Raw genomic sequence first — 21169 nt, 5'->3', positions numbered from 1 at the left:
AAGAATCAAAAATTGACAATGAAAAATACGAATTATTGTTAAAACTCCATAGTCAAAACTTTTGGAGCTTTTTAAAAATAATAAGACTAAAGAAAAGGAGCAAAACAAATGGATGGTGATAAAAAGTTAGGATTATCGTTATTAGTTGCTCTTGGAGTAGGCTCAATGATTGGTGGAGGAATATTTAACAGTCCTACTGATCTTATTAGTAATACAAATCCACAAGCAGTGTTATTATCCTGGACTATTGGTGGTATTGGAGTTATATTTTTAGCTTTAGTATTTCAATTACTTGCAAATAAAAGGCCAAAACTTATAGGAGGAATTTTTACTTATGCTAAGGAAGGGTTTGGTGACTTTACAGGTTTCAATTCAGCTTGGGGATATTGGCTAAGTGCATGGCTTGGAAATGTTGCTTTTTTTATTCTTATGTTTAAAACTTTTAATAGTTTAGTTGGTGAAATGAGGCCTATAGTATCATTTTTAATAGCATCTTTAGTACTTTGGACAGTACATTGGATTCAGCTAAGAGGAACTAAAAGTGCAGGTATAATAAATGCAATAGCAACAATTGCAAAAGTAATTCCATTATTATTAGTGATTATCTTAGGATTTACTGTATTTGATTTAAAAATATTTAATGTAGAAAATTGGAAATCAATACTTGTTGCTACCGGTGAGCCAACTAGCCTATTTAAACAAGTTAATAGTGCAATGGGAATTATCTTATGGTGCTTTATTGGAGTAGAGGCTGCTACTGTATTATCAGAAAAAGCTAAATCATCTAAAATTGTTGGAGCTGCAACAATTTTAAGCTTAGTTATAACATTAGCTTTATATATGCTTGTTTCCGTAGTATCAATGGGGGTAGTTCCAGGAGAAATACTTTTAAATTCGCAAACTCCACTTGCTGATGTATTAGCAAGAACTATGATAGGTAGATCAGGGCCACTAATAGTTAAATTAGGACTAATTGTTTCTCTGCTAGGTTGTTTAATTAGTTGGGTAATGCTTGCAGCAGAAATTCCTTATGTTGCTGCAAAAGGCGGAACAATGCCAAAATGGTTTGCAAAACAAAATAAAAATGGAGCTCCTTCAAATTCACTATTATTAACAGATATATTAACTCAGATTTTTTTACTATCATTACTTTTACCAGTACTTCAATCGGCATACAGTAATATATTTTTAATTGCCACTACATGTATATTAATTCCCTATTTATTTTCAAGTTTATATGCTATTAAAGTTTCAAGAGAAGATAAATTAGGGGCTAAAGACATGACTATATCAATACTTGCATCAATTTATTCCTTATATGTAATTTTTGCAGTAGGATTACAATATTTAGGCGCCACGCTAATAATGTATGCATTAGGAACAGGTATTTATGTAAAAGCTAAAAAAGAAAAAAATAAAGAAATTACTTCAAAAGAAAAAGGAGCAATGGCAATAATAATATTACTAGCAATATTTATGATAGTAATGATTGGAACTGGAAGAATACAGTTACAATAAAGTATTTATAAAGAAAGGAGAAGTATAAATGTCAAGAATAGTAATAGCACTTGGAGGAAATGCACTTCAAGCTAATCCAAAAGATACTACAGCAGAGACTCAATTAACAACAGCAAAAGAAACCTCACAGGCTATTGTAGATTTAATTCAAGAAGGGCATGAAGTAATTATAGCACATGGTAATGGACCTCAAGTAGGTCAAATTGTAGCTACTTATGAAATTGCAGCATATGTAAATGAAAATAATCCAATAATGCCTTTCCCAGAATGTGGAGCCATGAGCCAAGGATATATTGGATATCATCTTCAACAGGCTATAAGAGAAGAACTTAAAAAGAGAAGTATAAATAAAGAAGTTGCGACAGTTATAACTCAAGTTGTAGTCGATAAGAATGATGAAGGATTTAAAAATCCTACCAAACCAGTAGGTTCATTTTTTACAGAAGAGCAAGCGCAAAAATTAATACAAGAAAAAGGATATGCAATGAAAGAAGATTCTAATAGAGGATGGAGAAGAGTAGTTCCTTCACCTATGCCAGTATCTGTAGTTGAAGAACCTATTATCAGAACTTTAGTTGATGCAGGGCATGTTGTTATAACTGTTGGTGGTGGTGGTATACCAGTAATAGATAAAGGAAATGGAATTCTTGAAGGGGTACCAGCAGTAATTGATAAGGACTTTGCATCTTGTAAAATAGCACAGCTATTAAATGCTGATACATTTATTGTATTAACAGCTGTAGAGCAAGTAGCTATTAATTTTGGAAAGCCAGATCAAAAGAATCTTTCAAATTTAACATTAAGTGATGCAGAAAAATATATACAAGAAGGACATTTTGCACCAGGTTCAATGCTTCCTAAAGTAAAAGCAGCTATGAATTTTGTGGAATCAAAAGAAGGTAGAAAAGCAATTATAACTTCTCTTGAAAAAGCAAAAGAAGCAATTAATGGATTAACAGGAACAACAATAGTAAAATAAATTTTATAGTACATAAATGAAAGTATAGTTAATTTAATATGTAACTATACTTTTATTATTGTTGTCAAATTTCTATTCTCAATTGACTGATTGTAAGGCCTAACAGTATTCTTCAGAAAATCAAATCATATTCATAAGTTGTTAATTATTTATCGTCAATTCTCAATTCATTAAACTGTAGGGGAGAACAGTGTTCTTCAGAAATCACAAAATCATATTCATATAATTATGGTAATAACATTTGATGATACTATATATGCAAAAAACTGGCTAACAATGTTCGCCGCTACAAAAAACTAGCAATAGAATTGCTAGTTTAAAATCTATTAAAGAAATTAGTTTGACTAAAACTAATTTCCACTTTAATTCTCAATTGTCCATTGTCAATTTTCAATTGATGAAGGTTTTTACTTCAAAGTCCATACACTTTTTATAAATTTCTTCATGAACTAAGGCTTTAATGCGAGTTCCTTCTTCAATGTAATCTTCATTAATGATATTGGAATTTTCATGAAGCATTGAAACCAGTTCTTGTTCACTATAAGGTATAATAAAATCTTTTTCTACCAATTTAATTGGAATCTCTTTACCTATCATGTGAAGCAATTCATTTAAGTTTATTTCATTTATAGCACTAATTTCTACTATTTTTTCATTTTTTAAGAAGTCTTTTATTTCCTCTAAATTTTTATTAGAAGCTTTATCAATTTTATTTAAAATAACTATAGTGTTTTTATCTTTAGCATTAAGCTCATTAAGAACCATATTTACTGATTTTATTTGTTTTATTGCTTCTTTATTTGATCCATCTACCACATGCAAGAGTAAATCCGCTTCAATTACTTCTTCTAAGGTTGATTTAAATGACTCAACAAGTTCGTGAGGAAGTTTACTGATAAAACCAACAGTATCAGAAAGAGTAATTTTTCTGTTATCACTTAGTGTTATAGCTCTAACAGTAGTATCTAATGTTGCAAAAAGCATATCAGCTTCTAGAACACCTTCTTTATTTATAATATTAGAAGCAGCAATTTTACATATTTTATTTCTTAAAGTTGATTTACCTGCATTAGTATATCCTACAATAGCGACTTTACTAATATTATTTTTAGATCTTTTTACTTTCTGAATAGCTCTTTGATTTATTATTTTAGATAGCTCATTTTTTATTTCTTCTATTCTGCTTTCAATGTGTCTTTTGTCAGTTTCGAGTTTTCTCTCTCCAGGTCCTTTTGAGCCAACACCACCTTTTACTCCAACACCACCTTTAATTCTTGCAAGATTTGCATTTGCATTTCTTAATCTAGAAAGTTTATGAGTAAGCATAGTCAGCTCAACTTGCAATATACTTTCTTTACTCTTAGCGCGCCTTGCAAAGATATCTAGAATTAAGGTTGTTCTATCTATTACTTTACATTTAATAGCTTCTTCTAAATTTCTAATTTGAGAACCTGATAACTCATCATCAAATATTACTACATTAGCATTTTTAAGCTGTCTTAAATGCGCTATTTCTTGAACTTTACCTTGTCCTGCATAATAAGCAGAATGCACTTTGTTCTTCTTTTGAAATATTTTGTATATAGGAACAACATTGCAAGCTTTGGCAAGATTACTAAGTTCTTCAAGACTTTCTTCACTATCAGTTCCCACTAAAATAGCTCTTTCAACATCATTTTCACATTGCACTACATCACCAATTATTTTATCAATATAATCTATATTATCTTTAAAGTTTAATTGTAAAGAATCTTCTAGACTTAGATTTTCAAGTTCTCTAAAGGTCAGGCTATTATTATAAACATCGCAGAAGCCTATATTTATATTGGTATCTTTTATATTTTCTTTAACTCCAATGGCAACAATAGCATCTAATTTTAAATCTACTAAGGCTGAAATGTCCATTGAAGATAGCTTACTTTCACCAGTAGGATGAGTATGAATTACCCTAAATCCACTTAGCTTTTTATCTGTAACATTTATATGTGGTATTTCAACATTATTAATTTTACCAACTGAAATTGCAGTAATTTTTCCACGTCTATTAATAACTACGCATATTTCTTTCTTTATAGTTCTACTAATTTCATTGATTTTTTCTACTAATTCATAAGAAAAAATCCTGTGACTATCTATTGTAAGTTCATATAAACCCTCTAGCTTTTCAAGTATTATTTTTTTTATTCCATTAATATTTCCTGTTATCATATAATTTCCTCCAATTAAATATCTATCATAATAATATTTTAAAATTTCTTTCTATCTATAAAAATCTTAACCTCATTTTTTGCCTCCTATTATAGACATACTATTTGAAAAGTTAATGTATATTCAAATATAGTTACGTCCTTAAATATTAAAATTCGCAACTTAAAATAATGCACAATTCACAGTTCACAATTCACAATTAAGGTTGAAATTAATTTTGTAAATTAATTTCTTTAAATAGATATTTTAATAAAAGTGACTGCATCACTTTAGAAATAAATTAATTCAAGTTTTTCACATAAAAGAGAAGTATCAATAATTATCCATTCTCAATCGTCAATTCTAAATTTCTCAGCTTCAGCTAAGAAATGTCCATAACTGTGAATTGTGCATTGAGAATTGTGAATTGAAATACTCAAGGATGCAGTTATATTGAGCTATACCTTAAATCTAGAATAAAAGTATATCTTTTTAAAAATTTAAATGTACTACTGACCGCAGCGTTTTTATTTTAGGCTCATTTTTAAACCCTCCTAAGATAAATTTGTGTTAGCTATTTTTTAAGTCATAAGCGTTCTTAGCGATAATAATTTATTACATCTAAGGCTAAAAAGAGCTTATTAATAATCCTATTATTACTTAACTTAAATTTGATAATAGAAAGTGTTAGCAATAATAGATATAGAATAAATATATAAAAGCCGCAGAAACAATGGAAACTCTAAGAGTATTCCATTGCACTGCGGCTAAAATATTGATAAAGTGATTCTTATCTTCATATAGAGTTAACTTAAGAGTAATACTGTACTCTAATAGAAGATTAGAAGAAGTTATCCATGATGATATAACTGGTTACCTACTTGTTGTAAAAGAAGCAGCATTAACAGCAATAGACATAGGATAAAATCACAAATTAAAAAAACCGCAGATTTTCTCTGCGGTAATTATATACAAATTTAAATAGATATAAGGTGATCTTTACTTTCACTGTAGTTTGAATTACTTTCATTGAACTTAGAAAAGTTTATTTAGAGTAGTGTTACTGATTATTTTACTTATATAGGATAGTATATCAGTAGTTTGCAATCGAATAAAACTGAAAAAGTAATTCACATTAATATCTATAGAATATAATAAAACCGCAGATATGAAGTCTGCGGTCAAAATTTTATACACATAAATAATGCAAGATATTATTAAATCTTAACATAAATAATTTACTGACAGCAGACTGTATATAGTATTGTTTAGGGATTTTAATTCTATCTTTGTAAATTAACATTTTACAGCCTCCTTTCAGAACTTTTAATATATTTTATACATTTATTGTAAACTAAATTCATCTAGTTGTAAATACCTTTTTCATTAATAAAAAAGTTAAGATAAAATTACTTTAAGATTTTGTGGTTAAAATATTAAGTTTATGTTCTTTGATTTTGCTTTTCAAAATAACCAATATAAAAATTTTAAATTTGATAATAGTATTGAATATTTTGGTAGAAGGAATATTTGTATTCATAGTCAGCTTAACTTTATCATAGTAAATATTAACAACATGAAAAGCATTGATATCGTTAGGATTGCAAGAAATTCTATCAGTGGTTGAGTTGATTCAATTACAGATTCCTTGATATTTATAGAGCTTTTATAATACCATAAGTATGAAAAGGGGATGATTTAAAATGGCTACTTTAGAGACTGGGAGGCTAATTACAGAAATACGTAAAAAGAAAAATATGACTCAAAAGGACGTTGCTAATTATCTTAATGTTTCAGATAGAGCGGTTTCAAAATGGGAAAGAGGAGAAAGTTATCCTGAAATTACTACATTGCCTAAATTAGCTGAATTACTAGAAATAAGTGTAGATGAACTTTTAAGAGGAAGTATAGAAAATAAGTATTTAAAAAGTGATAAATATGATGTAGAAGATATAAATAAGGAAGAAAGAAAAAGAGCTTATTCTTGTTTATTGGAAGATGCAGGTAATAAGTTTCATCGAAGTACTATTATAACTTATTTAATTTTAGCTATAGGAGCATTAATTTACTTACATGGAGATGTATATAATGTATCTCAAATTATTTCAATGAATTCTTGGGTTGTTAGGAATAGCATTTTATTATTTTTCAATTTAATATTATAAAATTGAGTTAACGGTTTGGTTATTACTTTGATATAGATAATCAAAAATACAGAATCAAAAACCAAATTAAACATAGCAATATATTATTGTGGTTGAACAAAAGAAGAATAAATCAGAAGGTTTACTAATAGTTTTATAGAAGTTTCATATTTTATAAAAACATAATAAAACAGTAATTGTATATTGTAGTTATCCTTAGTTAACTATACCTATTATGTTAGGAATAATAATAGCTAATTTATTTTCTTATTGTATGATATAGTGAGGATATTAAAAAAGAAACTCACAAAAATAAATTATAAATTAAGAACAGTTAATATTATACTTACTTTAATATCAGTTTTAAGTTCGTTAATTTTAATGATATAAATTATATATGATGATTTCATTTAAAAATATAATGTAACTTTATAGAATATTTAATAGACTCATTATTTTTATTATTTTATCAAATTATATTAATTTAAAACTATTTATAAAAAAATAAAAATATTAAGATATTTTTCCTTTAGTTATAGCTAGTTTATTAGAATTTGGAATTTCTGTATTTAATATTTATAAAAAGTATAGATTTTCCTATACTTGAGAAAGACATAAGAATAAGACTTAACAATAATAAGCTCTGGTAATTTACTTTTATCAGTATTAGTTGTAATAACTATTTATCATTTAATGAATTTGTTTATATTAAAAAATAAATTAGATGAATAAATAGTTTTAGTGTAAAAGAGTAATTTTTCATTTGATTTGATAAGGTAATTTGAAATAAAAAATTTCCTAAATAAAGGATCCGTCATTTCTATTATAAAGGATCCTTTATTACACAATATAAGAATAATATATATTAACAGAACTATTTATTTATTTTTACTGGATTAGTTTTAGAACAAGGAACGTTAACTAAACATTTGCCACAAACATCTGACAGCCCAATATCTGAATGAATTTTATCGTTATGCAAACACATTTCATAACATTTATGTATGTCAAAATAATCAACTTTTAAAGCATTATTTACACATCTATCCACACATTTTTTGCATACATTCATATGCTTATATAAACAATTCTCTTCATTTTTTCTTTTAGTAGGCTCTATCTTTAAATCAGTTATAAAACTACCAACCCTTCCACAACATCCTTTGTCAGTAATTAGCATATTGTTCAGTCCAAATTTTCCTAACCCAGCAATAAAGGCAACATGTCTATGAGACCAATCACTAATCAATTTTTCATTATCAAAATTATGTGTTGCTGGCATAATGTTCGATTTGTACCCTAATTTTTGTAATTCATTTTTAATAAAAGTATTTAAATCTAATATTAGTTGATTAGTTTCTACATATGCTTTTGCCCAAACTTTCGAACTTTCTTTTCCTTCTATATTACTTTCAACTACAACTTCATCAAAAGGTATAAAATATGCTACTACGGTTTTAGCTTCTGGTAAAAAATCTTGAGGTATTGCATGAGAAGGACTTACTGCATCTTTAAGATTATAAAACATTTCATCCATTGCATCTGCATATGCTACCAAAGGTTCTTTCCATTTAGTTTCAACATCTCTCATTTCTGAATAGTGTTCTACAAATTGCTTTATAATTATTTCTATTTTATTATTCATTTTTACCTCCTAAACTATTTAAAAAAATAAAGAACTATTTTAAAATAGTCCTTTAAAATGTTACCTGCATATTATTATAACTTTTTGACTAGATAAGTCTTTTCTAAAATCTAGTTAGTATTTAGCTTATTTTTTGATTTTTCTTCTAAACTCTGTAGGTGATATTTTTTCTAAATACTTAAATACTCTAGTAAATGATGAATTATGTTCATAACCCACAATTTGAGAAATTTGTAAAATTGTTAAGTTTGTATTTAAAAGAAGTTCTTTTGCTTTTTTCACTCTTAGATTTTGTATATATTCAACAGGAGAGACATTCATTTTATTTTTAAACCATTCACTATAATAACTTATATTATAATGCTCAATATCTGCTAATTTTTTTAAATCTATATCTTCTGTAAAATGTTCGTTAATATATTTTATAGAATCAGGTATACTTCCATCTGCAATAAAATGATAACAGTAGAGGAATAAGTCATTAATGGAGCTAGAACTTTTTTTATTGTCAGCTTCATTTAACAATAAATATCTTATAGCTTTCCATTTATCATCAAATAAAAATTCCCTTCCACCTATCATTTTTTCCATATCATATTTATTAAGCATATTATTAGATATATCTAAAACTAAGAATTCATTACTTTTATTAGCTCTAAAGGTATGTTTACAATCTGGAGGAAGAAAGAACAAGTGCTCATTGTCTAGTGCTAGTTTTTTATAATTAGTTTCTATATAAAGTATTCCATGAATGGGTAAAATCAATTGAGCATATAAATGAGCATGTGTATTAAGTTTATAATCATATATTCTACGTTCACATTTTATACTATTCAGAAGTATTCACCTCTTTCTTTTTATATACTATAATTCTAAATTGACGCAATAAACTTATTATAACATACTATTTTGAAATATATATTGTTATGATGAAAGCCCTTACCTCAAAATATAGTAAAGTTATTTTAATCCTTAAGAGAGGTAATAGGATGTATAGAAGTTAGGACATTTGAATGAAAAAGAAAGGTTTTAAATCTCTTCCGCAGAAATTCAAGAGAATACTCAAGAGATACCACAGATTTTGGATAAGGAATACGGAGCGAAAAGGCTAAAGTGCGAAGATGATATAGGTTATGTAGTAATTTTAGAGAAGAAAGAAAACTTTAAGCAAATTAAGAATAACGCCTATATTGATTATGTTATATAACTAATAATTCCACTAGAATTAACACCATAAAATTTAAAAGCTTATATTGTAGACTAACAAGCCTTAATCACCATTATATTGGTAATTAAGGTTTTTATTATAATTTTTTAAAATAACTGTTGACCTTAACGGTCCGTAAAGGATTATTATAAGATTGTAGATGGGGTTAACACCACTAAATATAGAAAATATTTTCAAATAAAAAATAAACGTAGTTAGTATTCTAATGCTAACTACTTAGATAGAGGGAAAATAGTATGGAGATTAAAATTTTAGATACTTATAATTTATATAAAGAATTGATTAATTTACCTAAGGAAAATCGTTTAGAATTTTATGAAAGCAATTTAGCTAAGCCATTTGAGTTTATGTATAATATAATGAATATGAAAATGGAACCTGAAATGATGGGATATTTACCGCCTAATGGTCATGATGATGAAATAAATGATATGCTAGGTATGCTTCAGGAGGGAAATGCTTGGATTATGGCTAAGGAAGCACTTGAGGAATCCGTTGAAAGGTTTAAAAATATTAATATAAATTTACCAGAAAGTATTACCCTGGGAATTTTCATAGGAAATCCTGAATTCCTTGTAAATATGAAAGGCTATACTGGTATGGGATCAATCCCAGGATATATTCAAATAGTAATTGCACCTAATGAATATAATTTACCACGTTTAAAGTCAATTATAGCACATGAATTTCATCATAATGTACTTATGAAAAATGTAAAGTGGAATTTTATGAATGTATCTGTTAGTCAATATATAGCCTTAGAGGGGTTAGCAGAAAGTTTTGCAGCAAGCTTATATGGAGATGAATTTATAGGACCATGGGTAACATCAGTCCAAGGTAAGGATTTAGAAAAATCCTTTGAAATTATAGGAGATGCACTTGATATTACTGGATTTAATGAAGTTCGTAAATATGTATTTGGAGATCAACTTGTAAATGTTGAGGGATGTGAATCTACAGGTATACCAGTTAGTGCAGGATATGCAGTAGGATATCATGCAGTGCAAGGATTTATAAAAAATACAGGCATTTCAGTAGAGGAAGCAACATTAATAGACAGTGATATAATAATGAAAAAATCAGGATGTTTTATATAAAATTATAAATTGTGAAGTAGTAGAACTTAAATATTTAAGATAAGGTACATTCAAATAAATAACTAGTCAGTATACTAGTTTATTTTGCGAACTACTTCTTCCTTGGAATCTACTAATAGCACCACTATTAGTAGATTCCAAGTCATCGTATTTCACAAAATATCCGTCGCATCTTTGACTTGTTATTTATTTTCATATGCCTAAATGCAAATAAAATATTAGAATAAAACAATGACTGACACCATGGGGTCAGTCATTGTTTATTATAATGAATGTAGCAGGAGTTTATGAACAGCGAAGGGAATATACTGTTATATTTTATAAAATTTGATAAGGAGAGAGGGATAAATTAATGGAAATTCAAAAAATAAAAAATAGAAATGTTATATTTACTAGTTATCCATCAGCTTCATGGGATTTAAATATGCATTTAATTATGGGAGAAAAAAATAATTATATTATCGACACCGGACTAGGTTCTTTAGGGATTGCTCCTATAAAGGAATATATAAAAAATGATCCTAAGCCAGTAGTGGTAATTAATACACATTATCATTGGGACCATATATGGGGTAACAGTTCCATGAAAGATAATATAATTATATCTCATAAATTATGTAGAGAAATGATAGAATCAAACTGGGAAGTAATGATGCAAAAAAATAGGGATTATGTTTGTGGTGAAGTAGAAATGTATTTGCCTAATTTAGTATTTGAGGAGGAATTGTATTTTCCAGAAGATAAAATAAGGATTATATATACCCCTGGACATACAATTGACTCAATAAGTATTATCGATGAGGAAGAAAATGTAATTAATGTAGGAGATAATATTGGAGATAATATGGATGAAATTATTCCAAGTCTTTGTTGCGAACCAAAGGTATATACTAATACACTTTTAAAATATACAAATATAGATTTTGATACTTGCATTTCAGGACATAATGTAGTGCAAGGAAAGGAAATTATAGATAAAATACTAAGCAAATTATAACGGAAAATAATGTTAAAATTAGCGCATAAATAAGTTACATAATTGTTTTATATTAAGATGTAATTTATTAATTAGAATTGAAGGTGTTTTATATGAAATATGAATGGCTTGATGAGTATTGTCTTTCTAAAAGTGGAGCAGTAAAAGACTTTAAGATAGAATGGGATGCAACAAGATATCTCATAGGAGGTAAAATGTTTGCTATGCAGGGGGGAGACAAAGATAAAAAACCAATTATTACATTAAAGTGTGAACCACTATTTGGACAACATTTACGAGAAGAATATAAAGACATTGTTGCAGGATATTATATGAATAAACAACACTGGAACTCTGTATATTTAGATCGTGAGGTTCCAGATGATATTTTAAAACAAATGATAGATATGTCATATGAATTAGTATTAAATTCTTTGAGTAAGAAAATGCAAAAAGATATTATTGGATAAAATAAAAGATGGCTTATATATTTCAAAGCTGTCTTCATGGGAAAAAGCTGATGTTTTTTAATGTTGCAATTATAATTATTAAATTCATAAAGCACAGTTTACAATTGTAGTATTTAATATATTAACTAATACTTTAATTGTAATACGTATATTTATTATAGTTAAGTTTATAGGTATTGTTTCCAGAAGTGGAAAGTAGCAATACATTAGTAGAAAAAATTAGCTTATTTATAATTCTACATTGTAAACTGTGTGTTATTTTAAGGATTTAAGCATTTATTTAGTAAATGCAATGCTCCTCTAAAACCTACATAAGGTGTATAAGGATATTTTAAAAAGTAAAATTCATAATTTGGAATATCTATTTGTATTTTTTTACATTTATTTTTACATAAACTAAGTGTAACAGCATTACCCATAAGAATTTGATAATTTTCTTTTTTAATTATTTCTTCCCATTGATTTTCTTTATAAAATGGAATGATATCTGTTTTCATATTAGGAGAAGTACACCATGCATGAGATATGTTAAATCCAGCTTCATCCTTTAAAAAATCTTTTAATCCACTCACTACATCAAAATGACCTCCCATAACAATTGAAGGTTTGTTAAATTGAGCAGTATAAGATGATGCAACTTTTAGCGAAGTTTCTAACTCATTTACTTCAGATTTTATAAATTCATCATTACATTTCACTTTTAAGATTTCTGAAATTTTTTCAATCCATTGTAAAGTTCCCTTAAGACCGTAAGGTTTTCCCAAAACATAAGGCGTTCCAAAACGATTTTTTAAAGTTTTAGCAGCATTAATACCTTCATTTCTCAGTACAATATTTACATGAGATGCTCCCATAGATTTTATGTCAGAAATATTAGTATCAGAAGTCATTATACAAATTGGTTTAGCATTAAAACATTCCTTTAATATTCTCTTAATTTCATATATGTCTGAAAGATAGTTAAAATCATCTGCACAAGACCCTATTATATTAAAAGTTAAGTTTTCTGTTTTCTTCACATCTACAGGAAGAGTTTTTACTAAGGTATCGAGTGTATCTCGAATTCCCATAGTCCAATTTCCTTGAAAGCCATCATTTTTTATAGGTATTATTTGTGTATTACTATGCTTCTTTTGATATTTTCTACAATTCATAGCAATATCTGATCCCATAGTTGCTGAAAGGGTAGATGGCATAACAAAAAGTACAGGTGGATTATGAGCTTTAATAATTTCATCGATTGCCTTATCAAGACGAGTCATTTCTCCTAGCGCTATATCAGTTTCATCTAAGTGAGTAGTAAAGATTTTACTATTTTGCTCACCTTGCATTCTGGCAAAACTGTTTAATTCAAATCTGGTAGTTCCTGATGTACCAAATTCTAGTATATAAGCATCTTTTATAGGTAATAGTGTCCAAAGTGATCCCATTCTATCAGAAGGTATAGGATAGTATTTATAAAGAGCCACTATTCATTCACCTCCTTATTAGTTTCATGGTTATAAGATTTATCTACGGAGCAGATATTTTTAAGGAGGCTTAAAGGTTGTTCAAATCCAAGTTCAAAATCACCAGATTTATATCTTATACATTGCATAGATGATGTTTCACTTTTTTCTATTGGTGTATAACCAAAGAAATAATCTATAGGAAATGAACTTAAAGCTCTATTTATAGTACTAAAATTAAATGTATGTCCTATATAAGGATTACAATCTAATGAAAGTATTTTGTTACTCCATAATTTATTTTTATCAAAAAAATAATCTGCTTCTATGTATACTGGTTTCATCCCTAAAGATGAAAGAAATGCTGAATGAATAAATGGATCTAATGTCATATATCCACTGGCAAATATTTTTCCTTTAAGAACAGGTTTATAGGTTTCTATTTGTTCTTTAGTTTTTATATAAAGTTCTTCTACTTCACTTTCTATAGATATATCTAAATGACTAGCTATTTCCTCGTAAGCATTTTTTATTTCATCAATATCTAAAAGGTGAGGAAAAAGAACATATGGGGTTCCAAACTTCTCATAAATTTTTTCAGCTAATGGCAATGCTGCTATATCTGTAACAATAGAAAGCCCAGCAGAAGGAGCTTTACGTAAAGAATCAATTGTTAGATTATGTGGAATTGTACAATTGACCTTTATATCATACTTTTTTAACAAAGTTATAACTTCACTTTTATGAATCTTATTAGACCCTTCACCTAAAATATTAATAGTATTTTTTTCAACATTTTGTTTTTCCATAATATCGCAAAGAGAACTTAAAGAAGCCTCTTTTGATGGTACAGAACTATAACATTTAAAATGAGCAGCATTTATATGAATTACCTTTGAATTTAAAATAGAATTTGCTTTACGGGTTATTCCTTGAAAATCCTCACCAATCATTTCAGGAACGCAAGCAGATACTAAGATTATTACCTCTGTACCTGTTTTATCTATTTCTTGCAATGCCTCAATAATACCATCTCTACAGCCAAAAATAACTTCCTTTGGATCTAAAGAATAAGACCAAGTAGTATTTTCATCAAATTCATCTTTAGAAGATATGGAGATATTTTTATTATAATAAGTGCACTCAGCTGTACCAACTATTAATGTGGAAGCTCCCTTTATTCCTGAAAAAACATTAGTTACTAATGCAAGAGGACATCTAGGACCAGGATAAATGGCATGTGCACCTTGCTTAATATCCTTATCTTTTTTTATATCTGAAAGTTTTCTTAAATTATCAATAGCAGTATTTTCTTTTAAAATAGAATTGATTTCCATAATTCACCTCTTGTAAATAATCTTACAAAATTTATTCATTAATTTTATTTCCGTAAATTATATTCGCAAGATTATGATATTTTTTTGCCATTTCACTATCTGGAAATGCTTGTACAACAGTCATACCCATAGCTTCTGCTTTCTGAACTAATGGATCTCTAGCTATGCTATAAATTATTTCCGTTTCAATTTCTTCTGCGGTCTTTTCTACTAATTCTTTTTCACCTTCAAAGTTTTTAGCGTTAAAAATGAGACCTTTTAGAGAAGCATAGCCCATTTTTCCAAAGTTTTTTACGGCATAGGAAATATTGCTTGCTGCGTAAAGAGACATCATTTCTCCAGAGGTGACAATGCATACTTCATCAGCATAGCCTCCTCTTATTGGCATAGAAAAACCGCCGCAAACTACATCTCCTAGAACATCATAAAGAACTACATCAGGCTTATAGTATTCATAAGCATCAAGTTCCTCTAATTTTTCAAAGGCAGTTATTATACCTCTTCCTGCACATCCTACTCCTGGCATAGGACCACCAGCTTCTACACAAAGAACTCCACTGTCACTTTCAAATACTAAATCTTTTAAAGTTAAATCACTATCATCGATATTTCTTAAAGTTTCAAGTACAGTTGGAATAGGCTTACCGTAAGTTAAATTTCTAGTTGAATCTGCTTTAGGATCACAGCCAATTTGTAATACTCTTTTTCCCATAGCAGAAAGTGCAGCAGAAATGTTAGATACTGTTGTAGATTTACCTATTCCACCTTTCCCATATATTGCAATTCTTTTCATTTATAATCCCCCTATTTTAAGTTTGACTATTTATTGTTATATATTATTTATATAAGATAATGATAATCATTATCAAAAATATAAACAAACTGAATTATATCATCTAACTAAAAAATGGGCAAGTAAACAAACATCTAAATCTTGGAATAATTTTAAGTTTAGATTAAAAAATATCATGATTGTACAGTGCCGCTTAATTGGTTTATAAATAAAATCTTATATATATTTTCTTTACTAATAATCTTATTTTAGATATTTATAATAAGTGGTTTAGATGCTGTAAAAGCAAGCTAATTAAAGATTTTTCTGCGTAAAAGAAATATAAATAGAATAATTTTTACAAGGAAAATAAATAATTTATTGACAAATATAACTATTAATAAGTATAATCAATAATGATATTCATTATCAGTTAAAAGTTTATATAAATAAAATCTTATATCAAATATTAAATTTAATTATATATGGCACATAAGTACTTAAATCTTAATTTTAGTAGGTTAAGTACTGTATGCATATAAAAATACATAACGTATTAAAGGGGAGTAGATGTTAATGAAAAAAAGATTATTAGTGTTAACTTTATCAGCATTAGTAGCTGCTGGTGTAACTGGATGTGGTAGTAAAAATAATAGTGAAGAGGGTAGCACAAATGCTAATAAGGAGGTACAACAAAGTACTAATGAATCACAACAAGAAAATAAAGAAAAGAAGATAACCTATTTAGGAAAGGAATATACAGTGCCAAGCAAGGATGCGAAGATTGTTATAACAGGAACTATGGAGTCAATGGAAGATGCACTAATGCTTGATGTAAAACCTTTAGGTGCAATTACTGTAGGTGGAGAATTTCCTGCAATGTTTAAAGAAATAACAGCTGAAACAAAACCTATAGGAGAGAAAATTCAACCTAATATTGAAACTATTTTATCATTAAAACCAGATATAATATTAGGATCAACTAAATTTCCAGCTGAAACTTTAGAAAAGTTAAATAAAGTAAAGGATACTATACCAGTTTCACACATATCTACAGATTGGGAAGATAACCTTATGCTTATGGGTCAATTAAGTGGTAAAGAGGATAAAGCAAAAGAAATTATAGAGAAATATAAAGAAGATGCAAAAGAAGCTAAGGAAAAACTTGGTGATAAAATGAAAGATAAAAAAGTAGTTACTATAAGAATAAGAAATGGAAATATATTTATTTATCCTGAAACTGTATTCTTTAATCCAGTTCTTTATAATGACTTAGGATTAACAGCTCCAGAACCAGTAAAGGCTGCAAAAGCTCAAGAAGAGATTTCACTAGAAAAGTTTTCAGAATTAAATCCAGATTATATTTTTGTTCAATTTTCAGAGAATGAAAATGCAGACAAGCCTAAAGCATTAGAAGAACTAAACAATAATCCAATTTGGAAAAGTATTAATGCAGTAAAAGAAGGAAAAGTTTTTGTAAATACTGTTGATCCATTAGCTCAAGGGGGAACTGCTTGGAGTAAATCAAATTTCTTAAAGGCGGCTGTATCAGAGTTATCTAAATAATTAGGAGTGAACATAGTGTTATGTCAAAAAAGATTTCAAAACCAATGTTAATTTTATCAATATCGCCAATAATTATAGTGTTAACAGTGGTTTTATCAATCCTCTATGGAGCAAAGGACATTGATATAAACATAATAAGAGATGCTTTCTTAAATTTTGATTCAACCAACGTAAATCATCAAATTATAATGTATTCTCGTTTACCGAGAGTTATAAGTGCACTTTTAATTGGAGCATTTTTAGCAGTATCTGGAGCATTAATGCAGGGGGTGACAAGGAACTACCTTGCATCCCCTTCTATTATGGGAGTTTCCGATGGCTCAGTTTTTGCAGTTACAATTTGTATGATATTTTTCCCAGAAGCATCTTCATTGAGTTTAATTATCTGGTCTTTTATAGGTTCTGCCATTGGAGCATTAATAATTTTTGGACTAGCATCCCTTTTGCCAAATGGGATGTCACCAGTAAAGCTTGCCATTATTGGAACAATTACAGGTGCTTTTTTAAGTAGTATTTCTTTGGCTTTGTCTACATATTTTCAAGTTTCACAAAACATAAGTTTTTGGTACAATGCTAGGCTTCATCAAATTACCCCAGATAAAATAAAGTTTATAATACCTTTTGCTATAGTGGGGATGATAGCTGCAATGGCAATATCTAAATCTATAACAATATTATCCTTGGGAGATGAAATTTCAATTAGTCTTGGACAAAGAACCGGACTTATAAAAATTATTGCTATGACTACGGTTGTTATACTAACAGGAATATCGGTAGCTTTGGCAGGGAAAATAGCTTTCATTGGACTTATAATACCTCATATAATTAGATTCTTAATTGGAAGTGATTATAGGTGGATTATTCCATGTTCTGCGGTTACTGGAGCTATATTTTTAGCAGTTTGTGATATAGTAAGTAGATTTTTGAATTATCCTTTTGAAACACCAATAGGAGTTGTAACTTCTCTTATAGGAGTGCCTTTCTTTTTATATTTAGCAAGGACTAAAGGAGGGCAGAAAAATGCGTAGAGATTCCTTAAAAAGATATAGTACTGTAATTGTAGTAAGTATTATTTTAATTTTAGTAGTAATGTATATAAGTATAAGTAATGGTACTTATGATATTTCTATTAAGGATTTGATAGACACAATATTTAGAATAAATCCTGATCCAAATAATGATCTGGTTATATTTGAATTTCGTCTTCCTAGAGTTGTAATTGGAGCTTTAGTAGGATTTGGATTTGGAATTGCGGGAACAGTAATTCAAGGAATAACGAAAAATGGTTTAGCTGATCCAGGAATTTTAGGTATAAATGCAGGAGCTGGAATGGCAATTGTTTTATTCATGTTCCTATTTCAAGGAAATATTAATAATACAGGATGGTTTTCTATTTTTACCATGCCTTTATTTGGTTTAATAGGTGGACTTACATCAGCTATATTAATTTATCTTTTTGCTTGGAAAAATGGCAGGTTAGATACCCAAAGGCTCATTTTAGTAGGGATAGCAATAAGTTCAGGCTTAGGAGCAGTTTCACTATTTATATCCTTAAAAATGAACCCTTCAGATTTTGAAATGGCTACAGTTTGGATTAACGGAAGTATATGGAATGCTAATTGGAAATATATTTTATCTATAATACCTTGGGTAGTTGTTTTATTTCCTGTTATTTTAAAAAAAGCATTCATTTTAGATCTCTTTCAATTAGAAGAAAATACAGTTAAAAGTCTAGGAATATCTACTGAAAGAGAAAAAGCTATATTATTATTGTCAGCCATAGGTATTGTTAGTGCATGTGTTTCTGTATCAGGTAATATTGGATTTGTAGGATTACTTGCACCTCATATTTCAAAAAGTTTAGTTGGAATACAACATAAGAGAGCCATTCCAGTAGCTGGATTAATAGGGATGTTATTGGTTATAGTTTCCGATTTTATTGGAAGAACAGTATTTGCTCCTGCAGAATTGTCTGTTGGAATTGTTATTTCTATAGTTGGCATACCTTATTTTGTGTATCTACTATTAAAAGCAAAAGTATAGAAGGTGATTAAAGTGAGTATATTAGAAGTTAATAAATTAGAAACATGCTATGAAAACTTTAAAGTGTTCAAAGATATAGATTTAGAAATAGAAGAAGGAAAAGTAACTACTATTATTGGACCTAATGGATGTGGAAAGTCTACTTTATTAAAAACTATGGGGCGTATTATAAAGTCAAGCAGTGGAGCTGTCTATTTAAGAGGAGAGAACATTACTAAAATTCATACAAAAGATATTGCAAAGGATTTAGCTCTTCTTCCACAAAATCCTGTAGCTCCTCCAGAGTTAAAGGTTGAAGAATTAATTTCTTATGGAAGATTTCCTCATTGTAAGAAGATGAATAAATTGACAGCTAAAGATAAAGAAATTATAGATTGGGCTATAAATATCACAAAAGTTACTGATTTTAAAGATCGTGAAATAGGTTGTTTATCTGGCGGGCAGAGACAAAAAGTATGGTTAGCCATGGCATTAGCTCAAGAAACAGATATATTACTTCTTGATGAACCTACTACTTATCTTGATATGTCCCATCAACTAGAAGTACTTAAAATTGTAGAAGAGCTAAATAAAGAAAGAAGGTGCACTGTAGTTATGGTTCTGCATGATATTAATCATGCATCAAGATTTTCTCATAATATTGTAGCAATGAAAGGCGGAAAAATAATTGCAGTAGGAAAGCCAGAAGAAATAATTACAAAACCTGTGCTCAAAGAAGTTTTTAACATTGAAGCAAGAATTATGATTGATGAAGAAAATGGATCTCCTGTATGCTTTGGATATGATAGTTTATAAAATTGATAATTGACAATGGACAATTGCGGTGAATTCTCAGCAAAGCATGAGAATTTCTTAAATGATGTATTTTCTAAAATTTATTATTTTGTTTTTATATAATAAATTTTAGGAGATTTCTATTAGAAGATAATTAAAAACCTATGTTTTTAATTAGATTTTTAAGAAATTAATCTGTCTAAAATTAATTTCATCATTAATTGTCAATTGTCCATTGTCAATATTCAATTAATAAAGGACTTACTGCATTAAAGTAGGTCCTTTATTATATCTAAAAATAATAATATAAATATTTAACATTAGAATTTTATCTATTTAAACAATTTATTGAGCAAATCTTACCCCCATTTCAAAAGCTTTTTTGCAGTCATTTGGGAATTCTTTCTCTCGTCTTTTTGCTTTCTTTTCTTCACTCCACACTGTTGAAACGTATTTGGAGTAATCATCAAATTGATAGGTATCAGTAACAAGTAATGATTCTGATGAGCCAAAAATGTTTCTCATAAAATTTTCTGTAATTTTAAAGTTATGTTTATATCCAGCTTTATCTACATAATCATCACTAATATTCATTGTATATATAAAACCGGTTGATATTTTTTTCTTAAAAAGAGAGGGATAATTCTCTTCATACACAGTATAAGGGAACATTAAACGTTCCATAAAAGACCTAATGGCTCCAGTTGTATCACCAAAATAAATAGGAGATCCAAAAATAAGAGCATCAGCTTCCTCAATTTTTTTTAAAATTGCTGTCAAATCATCATTTATTGCACATTTTCCGTAACTTTTACCACCTATCCTTTTACAGGCAAAGCAGCTGATGCAACCTTTGTAGTTAAAATCATAAAGATTAATAAGTTCTGTTTCTGCGCCTTGTGATGATGCTCCTTCAAGTGCCTTTTTTAAAAGAGTAGCTGTATTAGCATTTTTTCTTGGACTACCGTTAATTGCTATTACTTTC

General features: G+C 28.3%; 18 protein-coding genes. 11 read left to right on the top strand and 7 right to left on the bottom strand.

What is annotated here, in order from left to right:
* The first annotated feature begins 108 nt into the window (after window positions 1-108).
* On the top strand, window positions 109-1518 hold the full coding sequence (locus ACY1IQ_RS00090; protein WP_461612033.1) for a basic amino acid/polyamine antiporter: 1410 nt from the start codon (window positions 109-111) through the stop codon (window positions 1516-1518).
* Between the two features lie 28 nt (window positions 1519-1546).
* Window positions 1547-2497, top strand: coding sequence for a carbamate kinase (arcC, locus tag ACY1IQ_RS00085; RefSeq protein WP_461612032.1), 951 nt, complete (start codon window positions 1547-1549; stop codon window positions 2495-2497).
* Window positions 2498-2887: 390 nt separating this feature from the next.
* On the opposite strand, the gene hflX is transcribed toward arcC, so the two are convergent.
* Window positions 2888-4705, bottom strand: a complete 1818-nt coding sequence (gene hflX, locus ACY1IQ_RS00080; RefSeq protein WP_461612031.1) for a GTPase HflX — start codon at window positions 4703-4705, stop codon at window positions 2888-2890.
* Window positions 4706-6387: 1682 nt separating this feature from the next.
* Here hflX and ACY1IQ_RS00075 point away from each other — a divergent pair.
* Window positions 6388-6849, top strand: a complete 462-nt coding sequence (locus tag ACY1IQ_RS00075; RefSeq protein WP_461612030.1) for a helix-turn-helix domain-containing protein — start codon at window positions 6388-6390, stop codon at window positions 6847-6849.
* Between the two features lie 853 nt (window positions 6850-7702).
* On the opposite strand, the gene ACY1IQ_RS00070 is transcribed toward ACY1IQ_RS00075, so the two are convergent.
* A complete protein-coding gene (locus tag ACY1IQ_RS00070) occupies window positions 7703-8473 on the bottom strand; it encodes an epoxyqueuosine reductase (protein WP_461612029.1) in 771 nt (256 codons plus the stop codon).
* 126 nt (window positions 8474-8599) lie between these two features.
* A complete protein-coding gene (locus ACY1IQ_RS00065) occupies window positions 8600-9310 on the bottom strand; it encodes an AraC family transcriptional regulator (RefSeq protein WP_461612342.1) in 711 nt (236 codons plus the stop codon).
* A 244-nt stretch (window positions 9311-9554) separates the two neighbouring features.
* Between ACY1IQ_RS00065 and ACY1IQ_RS00060 the strand changes: the two genes are divergently transcribed.
* From ACY1IQ_RS00060 to ACY1IQ_RS00045, 4 genes are all read left to right on the top strand, one after another.
* Complete coding sequence (locus ACY1IQ_RS00060; RefSeq protein ID WP_461612028.1) at window positions 9555-9680, top strand: hypothetical protein; 126 nt, start codon at window positions 9555-9557, stop codon at window positions 9678-9680.
* 257 nt (window positions 9681-9937) lie between these two features.
* Window positions 9938-10798, top strand: coding sequence for a DUF2268 domain-containing putative Zn-dependent protease (locus ACY1IQ_RS00055; RefSeq protein ID WP_461612027.1), 861 nt, complete (start codon window positions 9938-9940; stop codon window positions 10796-10798).
* A 352-nt stretch (window positions 10799-11150) separates the two neighbouring features.
* Window positions 11151-11795, top strand: coding sequence for an MBL fold metallo-hydrolase (locus tag ACY1IQ_RS00050; protein WP_461612026.1), 645 nt, complete (start codon window positions 11151-11153; stop codon window positions 11793-11795).
* 92 nt (window positions 11796-11887) lie between these two features.
* Window positions 11888-12244, top strand: coding sequence for an MmcQ/YjbR family DNA-binding protein (locus ACY1IQ_RS00045; protein WP_461612025.1), 357 nt, complete (start codon window positions 11888-11890; stop codon window positions 12242-12244).
* 260 nt (window positions 12245-12504) lie between these two features.
* Here ACY1IQ_RS00045 and ACY1IQ_RS00040 read toward each other — a convergent pair whose 3' ends face one another.
* The 3 genes from ACY1IQ_RS00040 to ACY1IQ_RS00030 are packed head-to-tail and all read right to left on the bottom strand — an operon-like array spanning window position 12505 to window position 15822.
* The gene (locus ACY1IQ_RS00040) at window positions 12505-13713 is read right to left on the bottom strand and encodes a nitrogenase component 1 (protein WP_461612024.1); all 1209 of its coding nucleotides are present in this window, start codon (window positions 13711-13713) and stop codon (window positions 12505-12507) included.
* Window positions 13713-15029 carry a nitrogenase component 1 gene (locus ACY1IQ_RS00035; RefSeq protein WP_461612023.1) on the bottom strand — a complete coding sequence of 439 codons (1317 nt, stop codon included), beginning with the start codon at window positions 15027-15029 and terminating at the stop codon, window positions 13713-13715. Before ACY1IQ_RS00035 ends, ACY1IQ_RS00040 begins: the two co-directional genes overlap by 1 nt.
* A 31-nt stretch (window positions 15030-15060) precedes the next feature.
* Complete coding sequence (locus tag ACY1IQ_RS00030; RefSeq protein WP_461612022.1) at window positions 15061-15822, bottom strand: nucleotide-binding protein; 762 nt, start codon at window positions 15820-15822, stop codon at window positions 15061-15063.
* A gap of 555 nt (window positions 15823-16377) precedes the next feature.
* Between ACY1IQ_RS00030 and ACY1IQ_RS00025 the strand changes: the two genes are divergently transcribed.
* From ACY1IQ_RS00025 to ACY1IQ_RS00010, 4 genes are read left to right on the top strand one after another with little or no spacing between them, the layout of a single operon-like run.
* Window positions 16378-17367 carry an iron-hydroxamate ABC transporter substrate-binding protein gene (locus ACY1IQ_RS00025; protein WP_461612021.1) on the top strand — a complete coding sequence of 330 codons (990 nt, stop codon included), beginning with the start codon at window positions 16378-16380 and terminating at the stop codon, window positions 17365-17367.
* A gap of 20 nt (window positions 17368-17387) precedes the next feature.
* Window positions 17388-18395 (top strand): FecCD family ABC transporter permease, encoded by a 1008-nt coding sequence (locus ACY1IQ_RS00020; RefSeq protein ID WP_461612020.1) that lies wholly within the window; start codon window positions 17388-17390, stop codon window positions 18393-18395.
* The gene (locus ACY1IQ_RS00015) at window positions 18388-19410 is read left to right on the top strand and encodes a FecCD family ABC transporter permease (RefSeq protein ID WP_461612019.1); all 1023 of its coding nucleotides are present in this window, start codon (window positions 18388-18390) and stop codon (window positions 19408-19410) included. Before ACY1IQ_RS00020 ends, ACY1IQ_RS00015 begins: the two co-directional genes overlap by 8 nt.
* Window positions 19411-19422: 12 nt before the next feature.
* Window positions 19423-20205 carry an ABC transporter ATP-binding protein gene (locus ACY1IQ_RS00010; RefSeq protein WP_461612018.1) on the top strand — a complete coding sequence of 261 codons (783 nt, stop codon included), beginning with the start codon at window positions 19423-19425 and terminating at the stop codon, window positions 20203-20205.
* A gap of 324 nt (window positions 20206-20529) precedes the next feature.
* Here the strand turns inward: ACY1IQ_RS00010 and ACY1IQ_RS00005 are convergent.
* The coding region (locus ACY1IQ_RS00005; RefSeq protein WP_461612017.1) for a flavodoxin family protein at window positions 20530-21169 on the bottom strand (640 nt) is incomplete at its 5' end.

The sequence above is a fragment of the Clostridium sp. Marseille-QA1073 genome, assembly GCF_054863625.1.
Note: the sequence above shows the minus strand (reverse complement) of the source record. Positions and strands in the feature narration are given on the sequence as shown.

Excerpts from the sequence above, each read along its gene's own strand:
- ACY1IQ_RS00090 (WP_461612033.1), top strand. The coding sequence starts at position 109 with ATGGATGGTGATAAAAAGTTAGGATTATCGTTATTAGTTGCTCTTGGA.
- arcC (WP_461612032.1), top strand. The coding sequence starts at position 1,547 with ATGTCAAGAATAGTAATAGCACTTGGAGGAAATGCACTTCAAGCTAAT.
- hflX (WP_461612031.1), bottom strand. The coding sequence starts at position 4,705 with ATGATAACAGGAAATATTAATGGAATAAAAAAAATAATACTTGAAAAG.
- ACY1IQ_RS00075 (WP_461612030.1), top strand. The coding sequence starts at position 6,388 with ATGGCTACTTTAGAGACTGGGAGGCTAATTACAGAAATACGTAAAAAG.
- ACY1IQ_RS00070 (WP_461612029.1), bottom strand. The coding sequence starts at position 8,473 with ATGAATAATAAAATAGAAATAATTATAAAGCAATTTGTAGAACACTAT.
- ACY1IQ_RS00055 (WP_461612027.1), top strand. The coding sequence starts at position 9,938 with ATGGAGATTAAAATTTTAGATACTTATAATTTATATAAAGAATTGATT.
- ACY1IQ_RS00050 (WP_461612026.1), top strand. The coding sequence starts at position 11,151 with ATGGAAATTCAAAAAATAAAAAATAGAAATGTTATATTTACTAGTTAT.
- ACY1IQ_RS00045 (WP_461612025.1), top strand. The coding sequence starts at position 11,888 with ATGAAATATGAATGGCTTGATGAGTATTGTCTTTCTAAAAGTGGAGCA.
- ACY1IQ_RS00035 (WP_461612023.1), bottom strand. The coding sequence starts at position 15,029 with ATGGAAATCAATTCTATTTTAAAAGAAAATACTGCTATTGATAATTTA.
- ACY1IQ_RS00030 (WP_461612022.1), bottom strand. The coding sequence starts at position 15,822 with ATGAAAAGAATTGCAATATATGGGAAAGGTGGAATAGGTAAATCTACA.
- ACY1IQ_RS00025 (WP_461612021.1), top strand. The coding sequence starts at position 16,378 with ATGAAAAAAAGATTATTAGTGTTAACTTTATCAGCATTAGTAGCTGCT.
- ACY1IQ_RS00020 (WP_461612020.1), top strand. The coding sequence starts at position 17,388 with ATGTCAAAAAAGATTTCAAAACCAATGTTAATTTTATCAATATCGCCA.
- ACY1IQ_RS00015 (WP_461612019.1), top strand. The coding sequence starts at position 18,388 with ATGCGTAGAGATTCCTTAAAAAGATATAGTACTGTAATTGTAGTAAGT.